General features: G+C 38.8%; 19 protein-coding genes. 16 read left to right on the top strand and 3 right to left on the bottom strand.

Annotated elements, in window-relative coordinates; translation table 11 throughout:
- Positions 1 to 14: 14 nt before the first annotated feature.
- Positions 15 to 2570 (bottom strand): adenosylcobalamin-dependent ribonucleoside-diphosphate reductase, encoded by a 2556-nt coding sequence (locus RM541_RS09665; RefSeq protein WP_311499960.1) that lies wholly within the window; start codon positions 2568 to 2570, stop codon positions 15 to 17.
- Between the two features lie 736 nt (positions 2571 to 3306).
- Here RM541_RS09665 and pfkA point away from each other — a divergent pair.
- The 12 genes from pfkA to RM541_RS09605 all read left to right on the top strand — a co-directional run bounded on the left by pfkA (position 3307) and on the right by RM541_RS09605 (position 16902).
- A complete protein-coding gene (gene pfkA / locus RM541_RS09660; protein ID WP_311499959.1) occupies positions 3307 to 4293 on the top strand; it encodes a 6-phosphofructokinase in 987 nt (328 codons plus the stop codon).
- A 16-nt stretch (positions 4294 to 4309) separates the two neighbouring features.
- On the top strand, positions 4310 to 5308 hold the full coding sequence (gene gap / locus RM541_RS09655) for a type I glyceraldehyde-3-phosphate dehydrogenase (RefSeq protein ID WP_311499958.1): 999 nt from the start codon (positions 4310 to 4312) through the stop codon (positions 5306 to 5308).
- Positions 5309 to 5395: 87 nt separating this feature from the next.
- Positions 5396 to 6253 carry a BadF/BadG/BcrA/BcrD ATPase family protein gene (locus tag RM541_RS09650; protein ID WP_311499957.1) on the top strand — a complete coding sequence of 286 codons (858 nt, stop codon included), beginning with the start codon at positions 5396 to 5398 and terminating at the stop codon, positions 6251 to 6253.
- Between the two features lie 251 nt (positions 6254 to 6504).
- Positions 6505 to 8043: a YifB family Mg chelatase-like AAA ATPase gene (locus tag RM541_RS09645; protein ID WP_311499956.1), complete on the top strand. Its 1539-nt coding sequence runs from the start codon at positions 6505 to 6507 to the stop codon at positions 8041 to 8043.
- Positions 8044 to 8113: 70 nt separating this feature from the next.
- Positions 8114 to 9271, top strand: coding sequence for a DUF2891 domain-containing protein (locus RM541_RS09640; protein WP_311499955.1), 1158 nt, complete (start codon positions 8114 to 8116; stop codon positions 9269 to 9271).
- Positions 9272 to 9708: 437 nt separating this feature from the next.
- Complete coding sequence (pxpA, locus tag RM541_RS09635; protein WP_311499954.1) at positions 9709 to 10446, top strand: 5-oxoprolinase subunit PxpA; 738 nt, start codon at positions 9709 to 9711, stop codon at positions 10444 to 10446.
- The gene (gene pxpB / locus RM541_RS09630; RefSeq protein ID WP_311499953.1) at positions 10443 to 11183 is read left to right on the top strand and encodes a 5-oxoprolinase subunit PxpB; all 741 of its coding nucleotides are present in this window, start codon (positions 10443 to 10445) and stop codon (positions 11181 to 11183) included. The genes pxpA and pxpB overlap by 4 nt, the downstream gene beginning before the upstream one ends.
- Positions 11170 to 12027 (top strand): 5-oxoprolinase subunit C family protein, encoded by an 858-nt coding sequence (locus RM541_RS09625; protein ID WP_311499952.1) that lies wholly within the window; start codon positions 11170 to 11172, stop codon positions 12025 to 12027. The genes pxpB and RM541_RS09625 overlap by 14 nt, the downstream gene beginning before the upstream one ends.
- A gap of 766 nt (positions 12028 to 12793) precedes the next feature.
- Positions 12794 to 13180, top strand: a complete 387-nt coding sequence (locus RM541_RS09620; RefSeq protein ID WP_311499951.1) for a hypothetical protein — start codon at positions 12794 to 12796, stop codon at positions 13178 to 13180.
- 702 nt (positions 13181 to 13882) lie between these two features.
- Entirely contained in the window at positions 13883 to 14665 is a 783-nt protein-coding gene (locus tag RM541_RS09615) for a sensor histidine kinase (protein WP_311499950.1), read from the top strand.
- Positions 14658 to 15290 carry a response regulator gene (locus tag RM541_RS09610; RefSeq protein ID WP_311499949.1) on the top strand — a complete coding sequence of 211 codons (633 nt, stop codon included), beginning with the start codon at positions 14658 to 14660 and terminating at the stop codon, positions 15288 to 15290. Before RM541_RS09615 ends, RM541_RS09610 begins: the two co-directional genes overlap by 8 nt.
- An 88-nt stretch (positions 15291 to 15378) precedes the next feature.
- Positions 15379 to 16902, top strand: coding sequence for a carbon-nitrogen hydrolase family protein (locus RM541_RS09605; RefSeq protein WP_311499948.1), 1524 nt, complete (start codon positions 15379 to 15381; stop codon positions 16900 to 16902).
- A 7-nt stretch (positions 16903 to 16909) separates the two neighbouring features.
- On the opposite strand, the gene RM541_RS09600 is transcribed toward RM541_RS09605, so the two are convergent.
- Complete coding sequence (locus RM541_RS09600) at positions 16910 to 17095, bottom strand: hypothetical protein (protein ID WP_311499947.1); 186 nt, start codon at positions 17093 to 17095, stop codon at positions 16910 to 16912.
- Between the two features lie 63 nt (positions 17096 to 17158).
- On the opposite strand from RM541_RS09600, the gene RM541_RS09595 reads away from it, so the two are divergent.
- The 3 genes from RM541_RS09595 to RM541_RS09585 all read left to right on the top strand — a co-directional run bounded on the left by RM541_RS09595 (position 17159) and on the right by RM541_RS09585 (position 21147).
- Positions 17159 to 18478, top strand: a complete 1320-nt coding sequence (locus tag RM541_RS09595) for a family 8 glycosyl hydrolase (RefSeq protein WP_311499946.1) — start codon at positions 17159 to 17161, stop codon at positions 18476 to 18478.
- 510 nt (positions 18479 to 18988) lie between these two features.
- Positions 18989 to 19969 carry a GTP 3',8-cyclase MoaA gene (gene moaA / locus RM541_RS09590; RefSeq protein ID WP_311499945.1) on the top strand — a complete coding sequence of 327 codons (981 nt, stop codon included), beginning with the start codon at positions 18989 to 18991 and terminating at the stop codon, positions 19967 to 19969.
- On the top strand, positions 19966 to 21147 hold the full coding sequence (locus tag RM541_RS09585; protein ID WP_311499944.1) for a molybdopterin molybdotransferase MoeA: 1182 nt from the start codon (positions 19966 to 19968) through the stop codon (positions 21145 to 21147). Before moaA ends, RM541_RS09585 begins: the two co-directional genes overlap by 4 nt.
- A gap of 64 nt (positions 21148 to 21211) precedes the next feature.
- On the opposite strand, the gene RM541_RS09580 is transcribed toward RM541_RS09585, so the two are convergent.
- A complete protein-coding gene (locus RM541_RS09580) occupies positions 21212 to 23140 on the bottom strand; it encodes an apiosidase-like domain-containing protein (protein WP_311499943.1) in 1929 nt (642 codons plus the stop codon).
- Positions 23141 to 23324: 184 nt separating this feature from the next.
- On the opposite strand from RM541_RS09580, the gene RM541_RS09575 reads away from it, so the two are divergent.
- A complete protein-coding gene (locus RM541_RS09575) occupies positions 23325 to 24533 on the top strand; it encodes a hypothetical protein (protein WP_311499942.1) in 1209 nt (402 codons plus the stop codon).
- The last annotated feature ends 25 nt before the right edge of the window (positions 24534 to 24558 follow it).

Genomic DNA, 24558 nt, shown 5'->3' with positions numbered 1-24558 from the left:
AAATTAAACAAACATTATCCACATTTTGAAGAGCCGCAGTCTTTGCAGGTAAGACATCCTTCCTGATAGATGAGGCTTGTGGAATTACAATTATTACATTTTTCTTTTCTGGCCACTGTGCCATCAGCAATATAACGTTTTAAGGCACGTGCCACTCCGTTTTTCCAGGTGTTTATAGATTCTGTATCTAATTGAAGACTGGCAATAAGGTCTACAACTTTTTCTATAGACATTCCGTGGCGAAGCGTACTGGAGATAAGTTTCGCATAGTTCCAGAATTCAGGATTAAATTTATGCGAAAGACCTTCAATAGTGGTTTTGTAACCTCTTTTATTCTCGTATTGGAAATCATATCTTGAAGTGCCATCCTCATTTCTGTTTTTGATGATAAGCCCCTCATTTACCCAACGCGGAATAAGAATTCCGTCCTCATCATCAGCAAAACCTGTGAAAATTTCATAAGGACGACCATCTATAAGGCCGATAAATGCAATCCATTTATCCTTACTATTCTGAAATCTTACAACGTCTGCCTGTAGAACCTGTGGGCGTTTCGTTGGAAACGTAGAATATCCTTCTTCCTTGCTTTTATCCTTTTTCCCCTCATTCGAAATTAGTACTCCCGAGCGGGAACCATCTCTATAAACTGTTACGCCTTTACAACCGGCCTGCCATGCTTCCAGATAAAGTTGTCCTACAAGCTCTTCTGTAGCATCATTAGGTAAGTTTATGGTTACACTAATAGAATGGTCTACCCATTTTTGAACCGCTCCCTGCATTTTTACCTTACTTAGCCAATCCACATCGTTAGAAGTGGCCTGGTAATAAGGTGAAGTTTTTACAAGTTTATCCAGTTCTTCCTGACTGTAGTTTTTAGTGGTGTCATGGCCGTTAACCTGCATCCACTGCTTGAAGCGGTGGTGAAAAACCACGTATTCCTCCCAGGAATCTCCAACTTCATCTACAAAATCTACGCGGGAATCTTTATCATTAGGGTTAACTTTTCTCCTTCTTTTGTAAACCGGAAGAAAAACGGGCTCAATTCCAGAAGAAGTTTGCGTCATCAAACTGGTTGTTCCTGTAGGGGCAATGGTAAGCAAAGCAATATTTCTTCGTCCATACTCCAGCATGTCGTAATAAAGCTTCTCATCAGCTTCACGCAATCTTTGAATAAACGGATTATCTTTTTCCCTGTCGGAATCAAAAATGGCAAAAGCACCGCGCTCTTTTGCTGCAGTAACAGAGGCTTTATAAGCTTCAATGGCAATTCTTTTATGGATATCTACAGAAAAGTCCACGCCTTCCTTGCTTCCATATTTTATACCTAAACCTGCGAGCATATCGCCTTCTGCAGTAATCCCAATTCCGGTTCTTCTACCTTCCTGTGCCTTTTTCTTGATATTTAGCCAGAGATTTCTCTCCACCCCTTTGATGTCCTGATTTTCGGGATCGGCATCAATTTTTCCAAGAATGCCATCGATTTTCTCCAGTTCCAAGTCAATAATGTCGTCCATTATTCGCTGTGCAGCCGCAATATGTTTGCTGAAAAGTTCGTAGTTAAAAGATGCCTTTTCAGTAAACGGATCTTCAACGTAAGAAAATAAATTAATTGCCAGCAGTCGGCAGGAATCGTAAGGACAGAGAGGAATTTCACCACAAGGATTTGTAGAAACAGTTTTATATCCAAGATCGGCATAAGCATCAGGGACAGATTCATTTATTACGGTGTCCCAGAACAATATTCCCGGCTCTGCAGATTTCCACGCGTTATGGACAATTTTCTTCCATAACTTTTCTGCTTCAATTTCTTTAGTATTTTTTGGCTCGTCGCTGTGGATGGGATACTTCTGAACATAAGAAGTGTTATCTTTTACAGCTTTCATAAAAGCATCGTCTATTCTAACCGATACATTTGCCCCGGTCACTTTTCCCTGCTGCATCTTGGCATCAATAAAATCCTCTGCATCGGGATGGTTAATAGAAACCGAAAGCATTAGCGCTCCCCTTCTTCCATCCTGCGCAACCTCACGAGTAGAATTGGAATACCTCTCCATAAAAGGAACAATTCCTGTTGAAGTTAACGCTGAATTTTTTACCGGTGAGCCTTTTGGGCGGATGTGGGAAAGATCATGTCCAACACCACCACGACGTTTCATAAGCTGCACTTGCTCCTGATCTATTTTCATAATCCCCCCGTAGGAATCTGAATCTCCATCGTTGCCAATTACAAAACAGTTGGAAAGGGACGCAATCTGGTAAGGATTGCCAATTCCGGCCATTGGGCTTCCCTGCGGCACTATATACTTAAAGTCTTTGATAAGGTTAAAAACTTCATCTTCGCTCATCGGGTTTGGATACCGCTGCTCTACCCGGGAAATTTCTTTGGAAATTCTCCTGTGCATATCATCAGGAGTAAGTTCATAAATATGGCCATAAGAATCTTTTAGAGCATATTTATTTACCCAAACACGGGCAGCTAGGTCATCACCTTTAAAATATTTTAAAGAAGCCTGAAATGCTTCTTCCTGAGTGTAAGTTTTAGGAGCTGTTGGTTTTGCTTGTACTGGCATACAATTGAGATTTTTGGGATTAGTAATTTGCGATCAAAGCGAATGTAAATGTAGTTAAGAAAAAGAGATATTTCGAAAATTATTTTTGTAAAGTTATCAAGATATATATGTTAGTAAGTTGATTTTCAATTAATTAATGATTTATCAACATAAAAAAGTTGACAAATTTTATAACTTTATTTTTGAGAAAGGAAAGTACTGAAAGCGTGAGGTTTCAGTGGGATTAAAGATTTAAAGAAGAAAGAAAGCCGTAAATAAAGAATGAAAATTGGCAAAAAAAGAGGCTGATTGAAAACTCAATCAGCCTTCCTTGAATTAACACCTATGAAAATCCAAAATAAAACCTTTATTCTGTTGATGACCAATTTTTAGATCAACGCCCCATATTTTCATCGGAGGTAGGGAATATTTTTTAAATAAGTTGATTTATATAATGAACTAAGATAAGGAAATTTTTAAGAGGAGCTTAAAAATTTAAAATTTTAATCCCTGGACGCTGGGGGAAAACATTACGAAATTGTGATAATTACTTCAGGGGTTAGATTTTTCGTTTTTGCTGAACCTGGAAAGAGAAAGCAGGCATGGCAATAGAAAATGTTGAGATTTTGTGATTTTAAATCATAAAACTTTAAAAAAGCCACCTATAATGGGGGGCATTTTATGAGTTATTAACCGAAAACGATTTAGTTTCTTGCTAAATTAGGTTATATTGTTCAAATAAAATAGATTTGACGTAATGTCAAAGAAAATAACAAAAATAGGAGTGTTAACTTCCGGTGGAGATGCACCTGGAATGAACGCCGCAATTAGGGCCGTAGTACGCGCCTGTTCCTACTACCATCTGGAATGTGTAGGAGTTTACAGAGGTTATCAGGGGCTTATAGAAGGTGATTTTGAAAAACTGGACGCCAGGTCGGTCAGAAATGTGATCAACAGGGGTGGGACTTTTCTTAAATCTACGCGTTCTCTGGAATTTAAAACCAAAGAAGGTCGTAAAAAGGCACATGATCAATTATCAGAAGCCGGTGTGGATGCACTGGTTGTAATTGGCGGGGACGGAACTTTTACAGGAGGTGTTTTTTTTAGTGATGAGTTTAATTTTCCCATTGTTGGAATTCCGGCAACCATTGATAATGATATTCATGGTACGGATTATACACTGGGTTATGATACAGCATTGAACACTGTTGTAGAGGCTATAGATAAAATTCGGGACACCGCAAGTTCTCATAACAGGCTTTTCCTTGTTGAAGTAATGGGGCGTGACGCCGGGGATATCGCTTTAAACAGCGGAATAGGTGCGGGAGCTGAAGAGATCCTTATTCCCGAAGAAAGTGCGGGCGTAGAGAGGATGCTGGAATCTTTAAAGAAGAGCAAGGCATCTGGCAAAACATCCAGTATTATCGTTGTGGCAGAAGGGGAAAGAAGCGGAAAGAATATATTTCAGCTTGCTGACTTTATTCATGAACAGGATGAGAGCTACGATATAAGAGTGTCAGTTCTTGGTCACATCCAGCGAGGAGGATCTCCAAGTTGTTTTGATCGCGTTTTGGCCAGCAAATTAGGTGTTGGGGCAGTAGAAGCTGTTATAGATGGTAAAACTAAGGTGATGATAGGTATCCATCATCAAAATGTAGTAACTGTTCCATTAGAGACTGCAATTAAAGGAGAAGCAAAAGTAGATAAAGAGTTAAGAAGGGTGGCAGACATCACTTCGGTTTAATTTTAAAAATAGAGAAATGAGTACAAAAATTGGAATTAACGGTTTTGGCCGTATCGGAAGAATAGCTTTCAGGATCGCGGCTGAAAACGACAATGTTGAAGTAGTAGCAATTAATGATTTACTGGAAGTAGATCATTTGGCATATTTGCTGGCTCACGATTCAGTACATGGGAAATTCAAAGGTGACGTATCAGTAGAAGGTGGTAATCTGGTAGTAAATGGAAAAACTATTAGAGTAACAGCAGAGCGTAATCCCGAAGACTTGAAATGGGACGAGGCAGGAGCTGAAGTCATTCTGGAATGTACAGGTATCTTTACTTTAAAAGATAAAGCTGAAGCTCACCTAAAAGCAGGTGCTAAAAAAGTGGTAATTTCTGCACCTTCAAAAGACGCTCCAATGTTTGTAATGGGAGTTAATCATAAGGAGGTTAAAGCAGAAGATAAAGTTGTTTCTGGTGCTTCATGTACTACAAACTGTCTTGCTCCTCTTGCTAAAGTTATAGAAGACGAATTTGGTATTGTTGAAGGTCTAATGACGACTGTACATGCAACTACTTCTACTCAATTTACCGTTGATTCTCCTTCAAAAAAGAATTTTAGATTAGGAAGAAGCGCTATGGCGAATATTATTCCTAGTTCCACTGGTGCAGCGGTTGCGGTAACTAAAGTTATCCCGGCATTAAAAGGAAAGCTTACAGGAATGGCATTTAGGGTTCCTACCACAGATGTTTCTGTAGTGGATCTTACTGTAAGAACTGAGAAGTCTGTTTCTTACGACGATATTAAAGCTGCTTTCAAAAAAGCTGCTGAAGGTGACTTTAAAGGAGTTATTTCTTATACTGAAGAAATGGTAGTTTCTCAGGACTACGTTTCAGATCCTCACACATGTAACTTTGATGCTGAAGCAGGTATCGCACTAAACGACAACTTCTTTAAGTTGATCGCATGGTATGACAACGAGTACGGTTATTCCGCAAAACTTGTTGATCTGGCTGCACACGTTGCTTCTCTTTAATATTTATACAACCTGAAAATGCAGCAGCTTAAGAGATCAGAGGCTGTATTTTCAGGTTTTTTGTATCTACTAATCAAATAACTACTCATGATTTTAATAACAGATGGGGGATCTACCAAGTGCGACTGGATCCTGTTGGATCATCAGGGAGAGCAGGTTTTTAAAACCCGTACAAAAGGACTAAACCCTGCAGTATTTCCAGAACTTGTTCTGGAGCAACGCATAGAGGAAAATCCGGAACTTAGGGAAGTAAGGGATAAGATAGAGAAAGTCCACTTTTTTGGAGCGGGATGTGGTACAGAAACGCCTAAAAAGCTTCTGGAGGATATCATAAGTAATTTTTTCACGAATGCTGAGGAGGTGATTGTGAGGGAAGACACTGTTGCAGCGGTTTATGCGACAGGTACAGAACCTGGAATTGTTTGTATTCTTGGAACAGGTTCAAATAGTAGTTATTATGATGGCGAAGAAATTCACCAAACCATAGCTTCACTGGGATATATTCTTATGGACGAAGCCAGCGGAAATTATTTTGGGAAAAGGCTAATCCGGGATTATTATTATAAAAGAATGCCGCCGGAATTAGTAATAAAATTTGAAGAAAAGTTCAATCTGGATTCAGACGAAATAAAGAAAAATCTTTACAGGAGAGAAAATCCAAATACGTATCTCGCGTCTTTCGCTGAGTTTATTTTTACCAATGAGAGAAATGGCTACTTCTATAAATTGGTATATGAAGGTATTCACGATTTTGTTCAAAGCAGGGTGTTGTGCTATAAGCAGGCGCAGAGTGTGCCAATTCACTTTATTGGAAGTATCGCCTATTTTAGTGAAGATATAATACGCGCTGTTTTACAGCCTTACGGGCTTGAAATTGGTAATATCGTGCGCCGACCTATAGACGGATTAATTGCGCATTATCAAAAGAATTTTTTTAATAAATAATTTCTTTTTCTATAAAGCATTAAGATAATGTTCCTGTGTCTTTTTCGCATTGGAAACTTTAGAAAAGTAAGGCCGATTCACTCAAGGATCCGGCCTTTTTCTTTTTTTATCGCAAACAAGAGAGATAAATTTTCAAAAAAATATTACACTGCTCCTCAAAAAAATAAATAAGATAATTTTTTTCAAGGATCAAATCCCGGACGAACATTCTTTAAAAAAAATCAGTACATTTAAAAAATTAAATGTTTTAGATGCTTGTTAAGGTTTACGGTAGTGCTGTATTTGGAGTAGAGGCAACCACAATTACTGTAGAGGTTAACGTGGCAACCGGAATAGGTTATCATCTTGTTGGATTGCCGGACAATGCTGTTAAAGAAAGTAGTTTTAGAATAGCGGCTGCCCTTCAGAACAACGGCTATAAATTTCCCGGAAAAAAAATTATCGTAAACATGGCGCCGGCTGATCTTCGGAAAGAAGGTTCTGCTTACGATCTCACCTTTGCACTCGGTATTTTAGCAGCTTCAGATCAAATTAAGGCTGAAAATATTTCAGATTATTTAATAATGGGAGAGCTTTCACTTGATGGAAGTTTACAGCCTATAAGAGGAGCACTTCCAATTGCTATTAAGGCTAAAGAGGAAGGTTTTAAAGGCTTTATCCTGCCTGTGCAGAATGCTAAAGAAGCCGCAATTGTTAAAGGACTTGACGTATATGGCGTAGATAATATCGTTCAGGTAATTAACTTCTTTAATGAAGGTGCAGCACTGGAAAAGACAATTATCGATACAAGGGAGGAGTTTTATAAAAATCTTGATCACCTGGAGCACGATTTTGCCGATGTAAAAGGGCAGGAATCGATTAAGCGTTGTATGGAAATTGCTGCAGCCGGCGGTCATAATATTATTCTTATAGGCCCACCGGGAGCAGGGAAAACAATGCTTGCCAAGCGTTTGCCCAGTATCTTACCTCCCATGACATTGCATGAGGCTCTTGAAACCACCAAAATTCACAGTGTGGTTGGACGAATAAAAGATCATGTTGGATTAATGTCCCAACGTCCGTTTAGAAGTCCGCACCACACCATTTCAGATGTGGCATTAGTGGGAGGAGGAGCCTATCCGCAACCGGGAGAGATTTCCCTTTCCCACAATGGTGTTTTATTCCTGGATGAACTTCCGGAATTTAAAAGAGGTGTGCTGGAAGTAATGCGGCAACCATTGGAGGATCGTGAAGTGACAATTTCCAGAGCAAAATTTACAGTGACCTATCCATCAAGTTTTATGTTGGTGGCAAGTATGAATCCCAGCCCCAGTGGATTTTTTAATGATCCTGGTGGGCCGGCTTCGTCTTCTCCTGGTGAGATGCAGCGTTATCTAAGTAAAATTAGTGGACCTCTTCTGGATCGTATAGATATTCATATAGAAGTTACTCCTGTACCTTTCGATAAGCTTAGCGAAGAGAGAAAAGGGGAAAGCAGTATGGAAATTAGAGAGCGGGTAACTAAAGCGAGGCAACTGCAGACTAAAAGATTTGAAAGTTTTGAAAACACCCACTATAACGCTCAAATGAGCGTAAAACACATAAGGCAATTCTGTGAACTTTCTGATTCTTCAAAAACACTGCTGAAAACTGCCATGGAACGCCTTAATCTTTCGGCAAGAGCGTATGATAGAATTCTAAAAGTATCACGTACTATTGCAGACATAGAGGCTTCAGAAAACATTAAAGATCATCACATAAGTGAAGCTATTCAGTACAGGAGCCTGGACAGGGAAGGATGGCTGGGGTAATAAAAAGATGATTTACAGATATCAGATAACTTTAAACAGAAAATTTCTTTTTGAAAATACTATGGGGGAAATGAAAAAAATTATAAGCTTGATATTTATTATTTTATTTATTGGTTGTAAAGGAGATAAAACCAGGGAGATGGAGGAAGTTTCTGCTTCAGAAAAGGACAGTTTATCTGATGAGAATTTCATTTCCGAATCTATTTTAGGTGAAGAAGCAGTAGAATTTAATCTTGAAAAAGCGAATAGACTTGCAGACTTGCCACTTGGTTGCATAGAAATAGAATATCCGAATAAATTGGGTCAGACCTTAGAAAACAAGGAAGCCTTGGGAACGCCACAGGAACTTCATCCGGCTTTTTATGGATGTTTTGACTGGCACTCTTCTGTTCATGCACATTGGTCCATGGTTAGTCTTCTTAAGCAATTTCCGGATTTGGAAAAGGAAGAAGAAATCCGGGAAAAATTGAAAAAATCTCTTTCTGCGGAAAATATTATGGGTGAAGTAGAGTACTTTCAAAGGGCGCAGAGTGATTCTTACGAACGTACCTATGGCTGGGCATGGTTGCTAAAACTTGCAGAAGAACTTAAAACCTGGGAGGATCCCCTGGCTAAAGAACTTGATGCTAATTTGCAGCCTCTTACAGATTTGATAGTTCAGCGCTATGTTGATTTTCTGCCTAAATTAAATTATCCGGTTAGGGTAGGGGAACATTCCAATACTGCCTTTGGAATGAGTTTCGCGTATGATTTTGCCAATAGTACGGCTAACCAGGAACTGATGGATGCAATTTCTAAGCGTGCCCGGGATTTCTACTTAAATGATGATGATTGTCCCGTTAGCTGGGAGCCGGGAGGGTATGATTTTCTTTCTCCATGCCTGCAGGAGGTGGATATTATGTTGCGTATCCTGCCAAGAAATGCGTTTAATCTTTGGATTGAAGATTTTATGCCAGACCTGAAAAACGAAGATTTCACAATGGAAGTTGGGGAAGTATCAGATCGATCTGACGGTAAACTGGTACATCTGGATGGCCTGAACTTTAGCAGGGGATGGGTTTTTTACCATTTAGCAAATACGTATCCTGAAGATTATGGTCATTTAAGAACTTTGGCCAATGAGCATGTTTCTTATTCCTTTCCAAATTTGGTAGGGGATAGTTATGAGGGTGGTCATTGGTTGGGAAGTTTTGCTTTATATGCTTTACAAGCCGCCTCTAGAGAATAGTTTTAAGAGAAATTTTCTAAAATATCCTCATGCAGGATCTTTCCGGTTACCTGCACCGGCGCAAGATTGTCGTAAAAACAGCTGCTGTGACAGGCTATGTGGTTGCTGCTCTCCCTTACCTTGATATTCAGCTACAGAAGAAACCCTGGAGAGGACTCAAGTAATTACCAGCATTTAAGGACGATAATTGTCAAAAAATGCGGGTACCTTTTTTAATCGAATACTTTGTCTGTTCTGGGTTTGTTACTATTGTGACCTTCTGAAGTAAAATCGACATAAATAGTTCGGGTTTTATGAGATTGCTGCTATAATTCTTCTTCCGGTAATCGCTATTTTCTTATTTTGAGGGGGTGAAGAAGTTTCCGTTTTGGAAATTATAATTCGTTGTTGTTTTTCGACGGATTTCTATTCGCGGCGTAATAAGAACCAGATAAGTAATGAAGAAAATACATATTAACTGCGATTTAGGAGAAGGGGGAGCTTATGACGATAAGCTGATGCCATTTATATCTGCCTGCAATATAGCTTGCGGAGGTCACGCTGGAAATCTGGAGACCATTAGTAGAACGATAGATCTCGCTATTGAGAATAATGTGGAAATTGGTGCTCACCCTTCTTATCCCAATAAAGAAAACTTCGGAAGAAAATCAATGCTGATTTCAGAAGAAGAACTGGAGGAGTCAATTATAAATCAGGTGCAATTAGTGCAGAGAATTGCCGCTGAAAAAGGAGCTGAAATTATCCATATAAAACCACATGGAGCACTTTACAATGATGCCGCAAAAGATGAAAAAGTCGCTAAAATTGTTCTGAATTCTCTGGGTAAAATTAATGGGAATTATGCTCTTTATGCACCCTTTAATTCAGTGATTTCGAAGCTGGCAAGAGGGAAGATAAAAGTCAATTTTGAAGCCTTTGCAGATCGCAATTATAATGAAGATTTTAGCCTTGTTTCAAGGTCAGATCCACAAGCTGTTTTGCATCAAAAAGAAGCTGTTTTTCAGCATGTTTTTTATATGTTTTCTGAAGAAAAAGTTGCCACTTTAAGAGGTGCGAAAAAGAGCTTTAAAGCCGATACATTTTGCCTGCATAGTGACACTAAAAATGCTGTTGAAATCCTTCATTATTTACAACAAAAACTGAAAGATAAAGATATCCAAATCAAGAAAAGATGAAGCAAGATTTTCCGATACTCAGACCCATGGGAGAGCGGGCAATTCTAATAGAATTTGAACCAGATATTAATAAAGAAATCCTTCAGAAGTTACTTTCTGTCAAATTTTTAGTTGAGGATTTTTACGTTAAAGAAAAGGTTGAAGTAACCAATGCATACAACTCGTTATTAATAGTTTATGTTTCGGGTATAGAAGATGTCTATGGTGAGTTATCTAAGTTGGAAAGTCTTATAAATGCTGCTAAGATAGGAAATAAAATTTATGGTAAAACCTATTACCTTCCTGTTTGCTATAGTAAAGAATTAGGTCTTGATCTGGAGTTAATTTCAGAAGAAAATCAGCTGAGTGTTGAGGAGATAGTCGGCCTACATACAGCGCCTTTTTATACTGTTTATTTTATGGGATTTTTGCCGGGATTTTTATACCTCGGAGGACTGGATAAAAAGCTTCATATTTCCAGGAAAAAAGAACCCAGGATGAAGATCGAAAAAGGTGCCGTGGGAATAGGGGAAAAGCAGACAGGAATTTATCCTCAATCCAGCCCCGGAGGATGGCAAATTATAGGTAATTGTCCGGTGAATTTTTTCGATAAAAACAGCCTTCCTCCCTCTAAAATTTTTTCCGGGGATATGATTAAATTTTATGCTGTTTCAAAAGAAGAATACACGGCAATTTTAGAAGAAGTAAAAGCTGGAAATTATGAATTAAAGGTAAAAGATAACCATGGCGAAAATTGACGTTTTACAACCCGGACTTTTTTCTACTATTCAGGATATGGGCAGGTTCGGATTTTTAAATTTCGGAGTTCCACAAAGTGGTGCTATGGATTTTTATGCGGCCAAGATTGCAAATCTTATTTTGAGAAATAAAGGTAATAATGCTGTTCTTGAAATTACACAGATGGGTCCAAAATTACAGTTTTCGGCTTCTACTGAAATTGCCGTTACCGGAGCAGATCTTTCGCCAAAAATTAATAATGATCAGGTTGAAAATAATGCTGTTTTAAAAATAAGTGCCGGAGATACTCTTTCTTTTGGAAGGAGGAAAAATGGTTGTCGTGCTTATTTGGCTATTAAGGATGGTTTTGACACGGAATATCTTATGAATAGTAGAAGCTGGTATACAGGATTAACTGAAAAATATAAACTTGAAAAAGGTATGGCTCTGCCTTATAACCCTTTTGCGAAGAGGGAGCCGGTGACCCATTCTTCTGTAAAGTTTTTTTCAGAATACATAAAATCAAAAGATATCGAAGCTTATCCCGGGCCTGAATATTTTAAACTTTGTGAAGCACAGAGAGCGCTGTTAATGGAAACCAAATATGGCATTGGAAGAGATAATAACCGCATGGCGATCCAAATGGTGGAGCCGCTGGTTAATGATTTAGATCCCATTTTAACCGGACCTGTTTTACCCGGAACTGTGCAACTAACGCCTTCCGGTAGATTAATTGTGCTTATGCGGGACAGCCAGACTACGGGAGGGTATCCCAGAATTTCGCAATTGAGTGAGAAGGGCATTAGTTGTCTTGCGCAAAAAGTAGCAGGAGAAAAAGTGAAATTTACAATTAAAAGCAGGTAAATAAAAAAGTGCTGCGTTAGCGATAAAGAAATAATAGTGACCCTACTCAATATTATTTTACGCTTCAACAGCACTTTTTTGTCCCCAAAACACTTTAGCTTTACTAAAATGATATTGTAAATTTATCCGAAACTTATATTCTCTACAAGGGGAAAAAACCCCTTTTTAAACCTATCATCTTCAATAGAGAATAGGAATTAGGTTGCATTAATTCGGAAACCCGAAGAAAAACAAAGGGTAAAAGGTGCAGATACTAATGCCCTAATTTCAATTAGTGAACTATGTATGCCAGAAAATAAATTGGTACATGAAGAACAGTGGGTTGTAAGATTGCTGGTGAGCATAAAAAAAGTGCTATATCGGCGCTAAAGAAATAACATTGACCCTACTCAGTGTTATTCTACGCTTCAACAGCACTTTTGTTCCCCAATTCACTTTAGCTTTACTAAATTGATACTGTAAAAGTACCCGGAAGTTACCTTTACTACAAGGGGAAAAATACCCTTTTTTATAAAAATCCACTTTGATGATTTCATGATGCATCGATAGTATGAAATACACCGTACGGAAAATTTTTAGGGCGATAATTGGCATTTTTAGCATCTCATTTTCTAAAAAACAACAAGCTCTATACAAAACTGACAACAGAGAATTAATGAAAGACTTGGTAAAAAGAATATTTCTCTTAAATTTACATTAACAAAAAATTAATAGTCAAGGATTTTTGTATTTCAGGTAATTAAAGGAATTACATTTTCGTGAATATATGGAAAGACCAAAAAAATGTATTAGCGTTGAAAAAGCGCGCAAAGAACAGGACGAATGGGTGCGTACCCGTGGAAAAGATATAAGAGAATGTGAAGGTTACGAAGATACCCGCGAGTTCTGGTATAGCCTGGATGAATTACAGGAATACCTGGATTATGTAAGGGAAAAATCTAAGGAACAGGGAGTTAAGAAACCGGGAATCAGGTTTTATTTAGGTGCGTATCCAACCACTAAAGAGGAAAAAGGATATTCTACTATTTTCCTGTCACCTACCAAAGAAGCCCGGGGAGAAACTGAAGGTGCAAACGCAAACTCTGATCCCAATAATTACGATATTGAGCCAATGAATACGATTACCTCAGGCTGGCCTCCAAGAAATTATTAATGGAGACTCTTAGGTTTCTCGTAATATTGCTAGAAGGTGTCGCTGCAATCTCCGGCTTATACTATTACCAGAGAAACCCAGCTGATAAAGCGGTTGGATTTTTTTCGTATTTTTTGTTGCTTACATTTTTTGTTGAAACCATAGGATCAATTCCGTCGATAATTTATTATAATCAGTTTTTGCATTTTCTTAAAAACACCTTTTGGTACAGTAATTTTTGGCTCTTTAATCCTTATCTTATTATCAGCTTTACGGTTTATATCCTATATTTTAATTGGAGTATTTCGAATGAAAAAATAAGGAAATTTATAAATCTGGGGTTAATACTTTACGTGATAGTATGTATTGTAAATCTATTATTTTCAGATGTTTTTCTCAAGAGTAATTCAATTGTCACTTATTTAAGCGGCGCTTTATTTCTGCTAGGAGTAATTTTCTATTATTATTTTGAAATCCTGCTGAGTAATAAAATCCTGAGTATAAAAAGGGAGATCAGTTTTTATATCTCTTTTCCAGCAATTTTATATTTTTTAACCACCACTCCTATTTTTATCTATTTCACGTATTTTACAATGAAAAGCCCTGAATTCGTGGAAGTAAGTACTTTAATTTTAGTTGTTATGAATATTTTTATGTACAGTTCTTATAGTCTCGCCTTTTTATTCCTGGCCAACAAGAAGAACTCCGTAAGAACTTAAAGAAATGCTTTCTAAAGAAGAAATCTTACTCATCATCTATTTTGTGTTAGTGATCTTGCTGCTAACGGCTTTTGTGATCATTTTTTTTATCACCTACCAAAGACGGAAAAACAAACTTCTGGAGGAAAAATTTGAGGCAGAAAAACGTTATGAGCAGGAAATTGTACAGTCCAGGATAGAAATTCAGGAGCAAACCCTTAAAAATGTTAGCTGGGAGTTGCACGATAATATCGGTCAGCTGCTTTCTGTGGCTAATCTTCAATTAAATATTCTTTCCAAAACCTTACCTGAAAAGGAAGAGGTTCTGGAGATAAAGGAAGTGGTGGCTGCTTCTTTACAGGAAGTCCGCGCTCTGTCAAAATCCCTAAATAACGAAGTTGTGGAATATGCCGGGCTAATGGCTTCTGTGGAAAATGAACTTAATAGATTCGAACGGCTTAATATCCTTCAGGTGGAATTCAAAATAGAAGGTGAAAAATTCGAGATTGATAAAAAAGACGAAATAATCCTTTTTCGTATTCTTCAGGAATTTTTCTCGAATGTAATTAAGCACGCAAAAGCTCCAAATTTAATGGTTAAATTTTCGTATTTGCCTGATAATTTGAAAATTGAAGTTCAGGATGATGGCATTGGTTTTAATCCTGAAGAGGTTAACAAAAGTTCAGGATTACTAAATATGAAGAGCAGGGCGGCACTTATTAAAACAGACTTCCGTCTAAGTTCTTCAGAAAACAAAGGAACTTTTCTATCTTTATCCTATCCTTCTAACCCTGGAAAAAATGAATAAAACGATTATAATCGTTGATGATCACACTCTCTTTGCTAAATCCCTTCACGGACTTTTAAAAACCTATGATGATTTTGAGGTTGTGGAGATTTTCAAAAACGGACAGGAATTGGTTGACTATTTCAACACAGGCAAACCTAAGCCCGATATTGTTCTTCTGGATATAAAAATGCCGGTGAAAGACGGCCTGGAGACTATGGAATGGTTAAAGGAAAACTATCCTGAACAAAAGGCTCTTGCTTTAACCATGGAGCATGATGAAAATTATATCATCAAAATGATTAGAAATGGCTGCAGGGGATATTTGCTGAAAGATATTGAGCCAGATGAGTTTCTTTATGCGCTACAATCAGTTCTAAACAGCGGGTATTACTACAGCGATGAAGTTTCAGAAGCGATGATAAAGGGTAAGCCCGGGAAGAAATTTGAAAACCTCACACGGCGTGAACTGGAATTTTTAAACCATGCCTGTTCTGAAATGACCTATAAAGAAGTAGCGGGAGAAATGAATCTAAGCCCAAAAACAATTGACGGCTACAGGGAAAGCCTCTTCGAAAAGCTTGAAGTAAAGAGCAGGATTGGCCTGGTGCTTTTTGCTATTAAAAATGATCTTTACCAGGTTTAAGACTTCAGAAATTTTCTGTTCACTTTCTTTTATTTCAGAATCACTTATTTAGGCAGTATCTTTGCAACCAAATATTTAAAAAATAAGAGTGATCGATTCAGCAAAAATTGAGTTAAGGAATTTACGGGTTAAGGATTATGAAGAGTTGAAGGTTTCCATGATAAAAAGTTATCATGCGATGCCCGATGAATATTGGACCAAAGGTGAAATTAAGACGCTTGTCAATAAATTTCCTGAAGGCCAGTTGTGTATTATTATAGATAATAGAATTGCCGGCTGTGCACTTTCCATTATTGTAGACTATGATAATTTTGACGATAATCACAACTATGAAGAAATTCTTGGTGGTGAAAATTTTTCTACACATACCAAAAACGGAAATGTTCTCTACGGAATAGATGTTTTTATTCACCCGGAATTCCGGGGCATGAGATTGGGAAGAAGACTTTATGAAGCAAGGAAAGAACTTTGCGAGCACCTTAATCTAAAATCGATCATTTTTGGAGGGCGAATACCAAATTATTCAAAATATGCCGATGAGTTAACGCCTAAAAAATATATTGATAAAGTCAAACTTCAGGAAATTCACGATCCTGTGTTGTCTTTCCAGCTATCCAACGATTTTCACGTTAAAAAGGTGATTAAAGGATATCTATCAGGCGACCATGAAAGTAAAGAATTTGCCACTTTAATGGAGTGGAATAACATCTATTACACAAAACCTCAAAAGCTTGTAAATACTACAAAAACAGTTGTAAGATTGGGCCTCGTACAATGGCAAATGAGGCTGTTCAAGGATTATGAAGCGCTGGTGTCCCAGATTGAATTTTTTGTAGATGCGGTAAGCAATTACCAGAGCGACTTTATTCTTTTTCCTGAATTGTTTAATGCTCCTTTAATGGCGCAATTCAATCATCTTTCAGAACCTGAAGCAATTCGCGGACTTTCAGGGTATACAGATCGTCTCCTGGAAACTTTCAGTGAGTTTGCAATTAACTATAACATCAATATTATTACCGGAAGCATGCCGCAGGCTATTGGTGAGCACATGTATAATGTTGGTTACCTGTGCCGAAGAGATGGAAGTTATGAACGTTATGAAAAACTCCATATTACTCCGGCAGAAGAATCTGCCTGGGGAATGAAGGGCGGTAATAAACTGGAAACTTTTGATACAGATTGTGGTAAGATTGGAGTTTTAATTTGTTACGATGTGGAATTTCCTGAAGTTTCCAGGATTTTGGCAGAAGAAGGGATGAATATTCTTTTTGTTCCTTTTATGACAGATACTCAAAACGGCTATTCCCGTGTGAAAATCTGTGCACAGGCGAGGGCGGTGGAGAATGAATGTTATGTAGCTATCGCTGGTTCTGTAGGGAATTTGCCTAAGGTCAACAATATGGATATTCAGTATGCACAAAGCGCAGTTTTAACTCCGTCTGACTTTGCATTCCCGGTAAACGGAATTAAAGCTGAAGCTACGCCGAATACAGAAAGTACGCTGCTGGTAGATGTAGATCTGGATTTATTGAAAGAGTTGCACAACTTCGGAAGTGTAAGAAATATGAAAGATAGAAGGAAAGATTTATATTCTCTGAAAAAGAAGCGATAGGATATAGTTAATTCGTAAAGTGGGTAATTGGGCGCAAATTAGGTGAAAAGTCCATAAACTCCTCGGTGGGATTGTCCCAACAGGATCCAAAAGGAAGATAACCATCTGTATAGATATTATTAAAAGTAGCTGTGGCTATAACCCTAAAATTACTATCTTGAAAGATCTTAATAAGACGAGAAATTGATGACATCAAAACCATTCTTTTCAGATGGCCTTTATTAAATATTAAATTACTAAAGCTACTACTACTAAAATGAAGAAAAATCAATTATTAAGCACAATTGCCTTTTTGGTGATTGTTCTTATTTCAATAGCAGGATGTTCATCTGCTAAACAGCGTGAATCAAAAGATAATGTTACAGATTCTCGCGGAAATTTAGAACCATGGGAAAAAGGAGCTGCCGAAACAGGCAAATATCGTAATGTGTTTTTAGAGGCCGGTTATTCGCAGGAAGCCATTGACGCAAAACTGAAGAAAGCATATCATGATCTTTTTGAAGGACCAGAACGTGTTTATTTTGAGGTTAATGATTCTATGGCTTACGTTTCCGATATTAAAAATAAGGATGCGAGAACAGAAGGGCTTTCATACGGCATGATGGTGGCCGTGCAGCTGGATAAAAAAGATGTTTTTGATAAACTCTGGCGTTGGACGAAAGAAAATATGCAGCACCAGGGCGGCCCGCGTGATGCCTATTTTGCCTGGAGCGTAGATCCCAAAACCGGAAAACATAATGCCGAAGGTTCAGCTTCAGACGGGGAGCTGTATTTTGTTACCGATCTTTTATTTGCCTCAAACCGTTGGGGGAATGATACCGGTATAGATTACTATGCAGAAGCAAGAAGAATTCTTGACGCGATGTATAGTAAAGACGGTACTATGGGTATTAAAAATGTGATTAATACAGAGCATAAAATGATAAATTTCGTACCAGACGAAAGTGGTTACGACTGGACAGACCCATCTTACCATTTGTCCGCATTTTACGAAGTCTGGGCAGATTATGCCAATGATGGGCGGGAAGAATTGTACAGGGAATATGCCGATACTGCCCGCGCTTTTCTTCATCGCGCTACTCATCCCGTCACGGCTTTAACACCAGATTATTCTGAATTTAGCGGTGAGCCGCATAGCAGGGGTAAAATGGGTGATGCCTTCAGGTATGACTCCTGGCGGGTTCCTATGAATGTTGCGATGGACTATAGCTGGTATGCAAAAGACAAGGAGTGGCAGCAGGATTATGCCAAACGTTTTCAGAATTTCCTGTATGAGCAGGGAATGGATACTTACGTAGATCAATATAACATAGATGGAACAACTCCAGACTGGATCCTGCCTGCGGGAGGTTACCAGAAGTTAAGACATTCGCTGGGATTAGTCTCTACCGCGGCTACTACTGCTATTATGAGTCCCCAGGAGAAAAGTCGGGAATTTGTGGATGCAATCTGGAATGCCAAACTGGAACCTTATCCAGACGCGTATTTTGATCCTTACTTTGATGGCCTTATGTACCTCTTTAGCCTGATGCATTTAAGCGGAAATTATCAAATTATTACTCCTGAAATGAATTAAAAGTAGGATTGAAACATTTAAAAATAAATCAGAGGAGCAGATTCATTTGCTCCTCTTTTTTTTTCTGAAATCGCTAAAATTGAGCTGAATTTTAGCCATTTGCCATTATTCAGGTCGATAATTGCCAAATTTGAAGGCTGTCCTTCTACCTATTTTCTTCGGAAGAAAAAATTTACAATGCAAAAAGTAAAAAAGTAGCTGATTTTAACCTTTTTCTGAATTCAAGCTGAAATAATCTGCATTTTTTGGTCTTTCTGGGGAATAAAGATCGAAAATTGGCAAATTCCGGGCTTGACTTTTTTCTTTTCTTCAGAAAAAGAGGTTGTAAATAACATATCCGTAGTATACTGCTTTGGGGCAAGCCCACGAAGAATTAAGAAGAAATGATTTTCGATTTCGAGGCAAGCCTCGGAGCATTAAATCTCGATTATCGAGTAAAAATTAAAAAGGCTCGTAGACTTTGGTTTCTGTAATTCTTATTCCTTAAATTTAGAATTCTAAAAATGTATAATGCTTCAGGATACTCATCAAAGAATTCACGATTACCTTAGGATTTCTCTTACAGACAGCTGTAACTTCAGGTGCCAGTATTGTATGCCAGATGAGAATATCCAGTGTTTGCCTAACAAGCACCTTATGCAGGTGGAAGAAATTGTGCAAATTGCGAAAACTTTTGTAGATCTGGGCGTTAATAAAATCAGGTTAACCGGGGGCGAGCCGATGGTTCGAAAAGAATTTTCGGAAATCCTTCAAAAGCTTTCAAATTTACCCGTAGAGATAAGCCTTACCACCAACGCTGTACTCGGTCATAAATATATTCCGCAGTTGAAGGCAGCCGGAGTAAAATCCCTGAATGTGAGCCTGGATACTTTAGATTCCGAAACTTTTAAAAAGATTACCAAAAGAGATCAGTTTCAGCTGGTATGGAATAATATTTTGTTGCTTTTAGACGAAGGTTTCAGGGTCAAAATCAATGCCGTAGCAATAGAAGGAGTCATAGAAAAAGAGATTCTTGATTTTGTGGCGATTACCAAAGATTTACCGTTACACGTGCGAATGATTGAGTTTATGCCTTTTGAAGGTAATCACTGGAACAGCAAAAAAGTCATTACGGCCACGCAAATGCTTAAGTGGGTAGAGGAAGAATATGATATGGTGAAACTGAAAGATAGACCTCATGCAACCGCCAAAAAATATAAAGCCATAGGGCATGAAGGTACGTTTGCTTTTATTACCACAATGACCGAACATTTTTGCGGAGACTGTAACCGGATGCGCCTAACCGCAGACGGAAAGATGAAAAACTGCCTCTTTGGAAGTGAAGAAATGGATATCTTGGGAACTCTTAGAAAAGGAGAGGATATAATTCCGCTGATTAAAACTTCAGTGCGAAGAAAACATGCGGTGATGGGCGGACAGTTTGCCAAATCCTATAAAGATGCAGAAGCTTCTGCAATTAAGAACCGTAGTATGATTAAAATAGGCGGATGATTTCAGTAAATGAAGCCAGGAAAATTCTTTCAGAGAATTGTACAAGAGGAAAAATTGAGGCGGTACCGCTTGGCCAAAGCCTTGACTCTATAGTAGCTGAAGATATAAATTCCCCCATAGATGTTCCCTCATTTAATAATTCGGCTATGGACGGTTATGCTCTGAAGTTTGACGTAAAACTTCAGCGCTGGAAAGTGAATACCATTGTTCAGGCAGGAGATACATCAGCATATAAAATAGAAAGGGGAGAGGCCGCACGCATTTTTACCGGGGCTAAAATTCCGGAAGGAACAGATACGGTTATTCCGCAGGAATTAATAGCCAAAAATGAAGTTTCAGGTGAAATATATTATCAGCAGGATAAAATAAGTAGCGGGAGCAACGTGCGCTTAAAAGGCTCGCAATGTAAACGTGGCGATTTGATTCTGAAAAGAGGAACAGTAATTTCTCCCGGCATTATTGGGCTGTTGGCTTCTGTTGGCCTGGCTGAGGTTAAAATCTATAAAGCACCTTCTGTGGCTTATATCATTACCGGAGATGAATTAAAAGAACCGGGATCTCCCCTAAAATCAGGCGAAATTTATAATTCCAACGGACCCATGCTCGAAGCTTTGCTGAAAAAGACCGGAGTAACAGAAATTTTTCCCAGAAAAGCATCAGATAAAAAAGAGGAGCTTCAGAAAATAATTGATGAAGCCCTGGAGCAACAGGATGTGCTTATTTTAAGCGGAGGTATTTCTGTGGGCGATTATGATTTTGTAAAGGAATGCCTGGAAAATGCAGGAGTGAAGGAGCTTTTCTACAAAATAAAACAACGGCCGGGAAAACCAATGTTCGCTGGTAAAAAGGAAGAAAAATGGATTTTTGCACTTCCGGGGAATCCTGCTTCGGTTTTAAGTTGTTTTAATCAGTATGTAAAGCCCTGTCTCTATTACTTTAAAGGTCGGAATAATGTCTGGAATGCTGATAGCGAGCTGATTTTAGCCGAAGTTCATAAGAAAAAGCCGGGTCTGACCTTTTTCGTAAAAGCCAAAACCAATGGAGCCGAAGTAGAAGTTTTAGGCGCACAACAGTCCTTCAATCTGCAGGCGTTTAGTACTGCGAATTGCCTTGTGGAGTTAGAAGAAGATAAAGAAGAGGTTAAAGCCGGAACTTTGGTAAAGATTTACAACTTATAAATAGAAGTTGACTTCTCTATAGGTCGATAATTGCCAAATTTGAGGCCTTCTTAAAATCGCTGTTTTATTCCGTTTGCAGAATTTTGGCTGCCCAGTCCTTAGAAGATGGATTTGAACCATCAGGAAAGTTGGAAAGCTTCAAATTTCCCTTCCGATCAGATTTAATTACTTCAGGTTCATGCCATTCCCCGTTCCTGGGATTATACCATTCAAAGGAATAAGAAGTATTTTTCTTTAATCCGCTTATGGTTGGCAGCTCTGCCTTATTTTCAATATACAACAAAGAGAAATCCTTTTCCGGAGTCATCATCATGAGTGTCCAACCGTCCAAACCGCGTAACTTGCTGGTTTCGGATTTATGCGGATGGAGGCGTTGATGACTGGGTTTCAGTTGTTGATAACGATCACCTTCAGAAAGCATAAACGATCTAAGGTGCTGCATTTGATTTCCGGATTCATATTTCAGTGCATCCCAAATTTGAGGGCGGGCTCCGGCGGGCTCTCCGGTAGTGGTAATATCATAAGCTGCTGTCCCATGAACGTGGCCTGCTAAGCCTCCTGAAAGCACAGACCCGTACATTTGTGCGCGTGCAAAATAATTATCCCTATCGGAATTGGCTACTGGAGTTTCCCCACCAGGTTTGTTGATTTCATGATCCCAGCCTGTATAATAAGGCTCAAAATTAATGGCAGGATACGGAGGTTCTAAATGAAATAAAGTGTCCATAGCCCCGTAAAATCCGTGGTCCCTCGGTTTGTTCCCTACGCTGTGCATATCCAGCCAGGGCACTTCCTCCCCGTGGCCAAAGGTTGTATACGTGGAGCGGTCTATTAGACTTGTATGCGGCTGCCCAAAAGGTGGCGGCCCATAGGTATTTAAGTGGTAGGTGAGGGCCTCGTTAAACTGCTCTGCTGTAAGACTGAAATCTTCCGGAATCCAGTCAAGGTGAATTCCGCTGAACAAAAAGTTCTGCGCTCCGTAACGGGAAATCAGGTACTGCACATAGCGGGCAAAGGATTCCTTAAAGTTGAAATAAGCATTCCATGAAGGTCCTGCATCCCGCCGAATAGTTTCCAGCAAAGGCACAAATCCTTCTTTCGACATATATTGCATTTTCTTGTCGAGACTCTGAAAGTATTCCGGATTGATATTGTTGAAATTTGAGACTCCTTTATGTTCAGCAGACATAGAAAAGGGCAAGTTCCCATATTCATCCCGCATATTTTTTGCGGTAAAAGTTCCCCAGTAACTTTCGCCGCCCGAAGCGTCTATTCCTTCATCACTGGCAACATCATAGCCAAACTTTTCCCAGGCATTACGCACAAAAATTCCGTTTTCATCGGCATAAGTGCTGGGGTTATTATCGGCTTCCCAGTTTGGAAAGGCTGCAATCATACTAACGGAATTAAAGCCCTGGTTCCGGCGGTAATTTAGCGCATCCTCAAAACCAATTCCCGGTCCCGGACTATATTCGTCTGATGTGGAAGCACTGCGAAACGGCAGCCGCCAGGTGCTACCGGCAAGCCAGGTATCGCCAACCATGAAATACGGAGTGCCATCTGCATATTGCAGGGCGTGTCCGTTTGGTGTGGCCTGTACAAAGCCCCGTCGGTTAGGATTTTCCTGCTTTTCCTGTTCTGTCCATTCTACAGCTGTAAATTTACCTGACTTCTGTTTTAATCCAGAATCTTCAGAAGTAGATCCGCTGGTCCATTCCCATTCACCTGGCGCTGTTGCCACCAGCCTTACTCTAAAAATATTGTCACCATCCCAAAATCCGTAGATACGTTTTGAAAAACCGGGACCTTTTAAATCTACCCATACCTTAACATCTGTGTAATAATTATCATAAGTGTTTTCAGCTTCAAAAGTTAATTCCTGCATTTCCCATACGTGAATGTCTTCAGGGGAGGAAGTTTGGAAAGCAGCTGCTTTGTTGGTGTATGTAAAAAAAAACCACAGGCAAAAGAATTGAAATAAGTAGTGTTTCATGTTCATCAATAAAAGATTACCGGTTTAGGTGCATATAAATATATTGTATTATAGAAATTATAGAAAATAAAAAAGCAGGAAATAAGTGGCAGCTTTTCCAATTCGTTTATAATATTTATCATTCCTGGTCATTAAATGTGTAAATAAAGATTTAGTTTTAGGTCTATTTTAAATAAATACACAGATGTTCAGGAAAAAAGGCTTAGCTGTTTTTATTGCATTGTTTCTTATTTCGCGTTTTTGCAGCGCCCAGTTTATTGATGATTTTGAAAAAGAGGAATTGGAAGACTGGCTTTATTTTACGGGAGATGGAAATGCGGAAATAGATTTTGTACAGGAAAAAGAGAGTTTTGCCACTATTTATATAGATGCCACCAACGATCAACATAATGTCTGGTATGCCATTACCAAACGAAATGTTGCTCCTTATCTAAACCTGAAAAAGTTAAAAGGACCAGATTCCGAACTGCGGGTGGAAGCACGGGTACGGATTAAAAATCCGCCTAAGCGGGTGAATATCATGGTCAACACCCAAAGAACAACCGAATTTCATCATGATTTAATGGAGTTTGAACTGCAAGACCAGGACTGGCATGTAATAAGTATGACCACAAATAATCTTGATGCTATTCCCGGGGATTCTCTGTTTATTCAATTTAATGTGACAGATTTTGGTCCGGGTAAATATGAGGTGGATGTCGATTATATAAAGGCAGACATCATCAACACCAAAAAAGCCGGACCCGATAAAGGAATTCAAATACCTTACCATCCGGCAATTCCCCAGCTCAGCAGCTTTTCGAATAAAGCAGAGGTCGCCCACGACGCCTTGATCAATAAAGAATATCCTGAACTAAATTTAAATGACTGGCATGTTCGGGAGAAAGAAGGTGTTTTCCGGGTTTTAACGGTCAATGGAAATCAATGGGCAATTTTGCGTTGGGATCTGGAAAATTTCAAAGATTCTGAAGCCAAAGGAGCCGGTATTCTCGAGATTACCACCCAGTCGGTCGCCACGGGAGGAAATTATGTAGAAGTTTATGAAGATCAACTTGCAGAGGAATTTCCGCGGGTAAGGGTGATAGAGATTTTTGACGGACAGGAGGCATGGGAGCAGGAAGAGGTTACGCATAACAGTTTTATACAGGGAAAGCCGTATCAGGAAGTTTTTAATACACAAATGATATATGATTTTGAAGTAGATAAAATTCCCGGCGGCAAAAATTTTATTACCATTTCCCAACCCGTCATGCAGCGTCTGCTTAATGGTACCACAAAAGGATTGCTCATAAAGCCACTTGGAGCAATTGATGCGTCTTTTTATGCTTCTGAAAATACTAAACAGGCAGGGAAAATGAAACCGAAGTTGTATTTTAATACTGTAGAAGAATAAGGACTCAACAAAAAAGTTTTATCCA

It is taken from the genome of Autumnicola psychrophila (assembly GCF_031846645.1).
GTDB lineage: Bacteria > Bacteroidota > Bacteroidia > Flavobacteriales > Flavobacteriaceae > Autumnicola > Autumnicola psychrophila.
The sequence above is the reverse complement of the archived record's forward strand: the minus strand, read 5'-3'. Positions and strand labels throughout refer to the sequence as shown.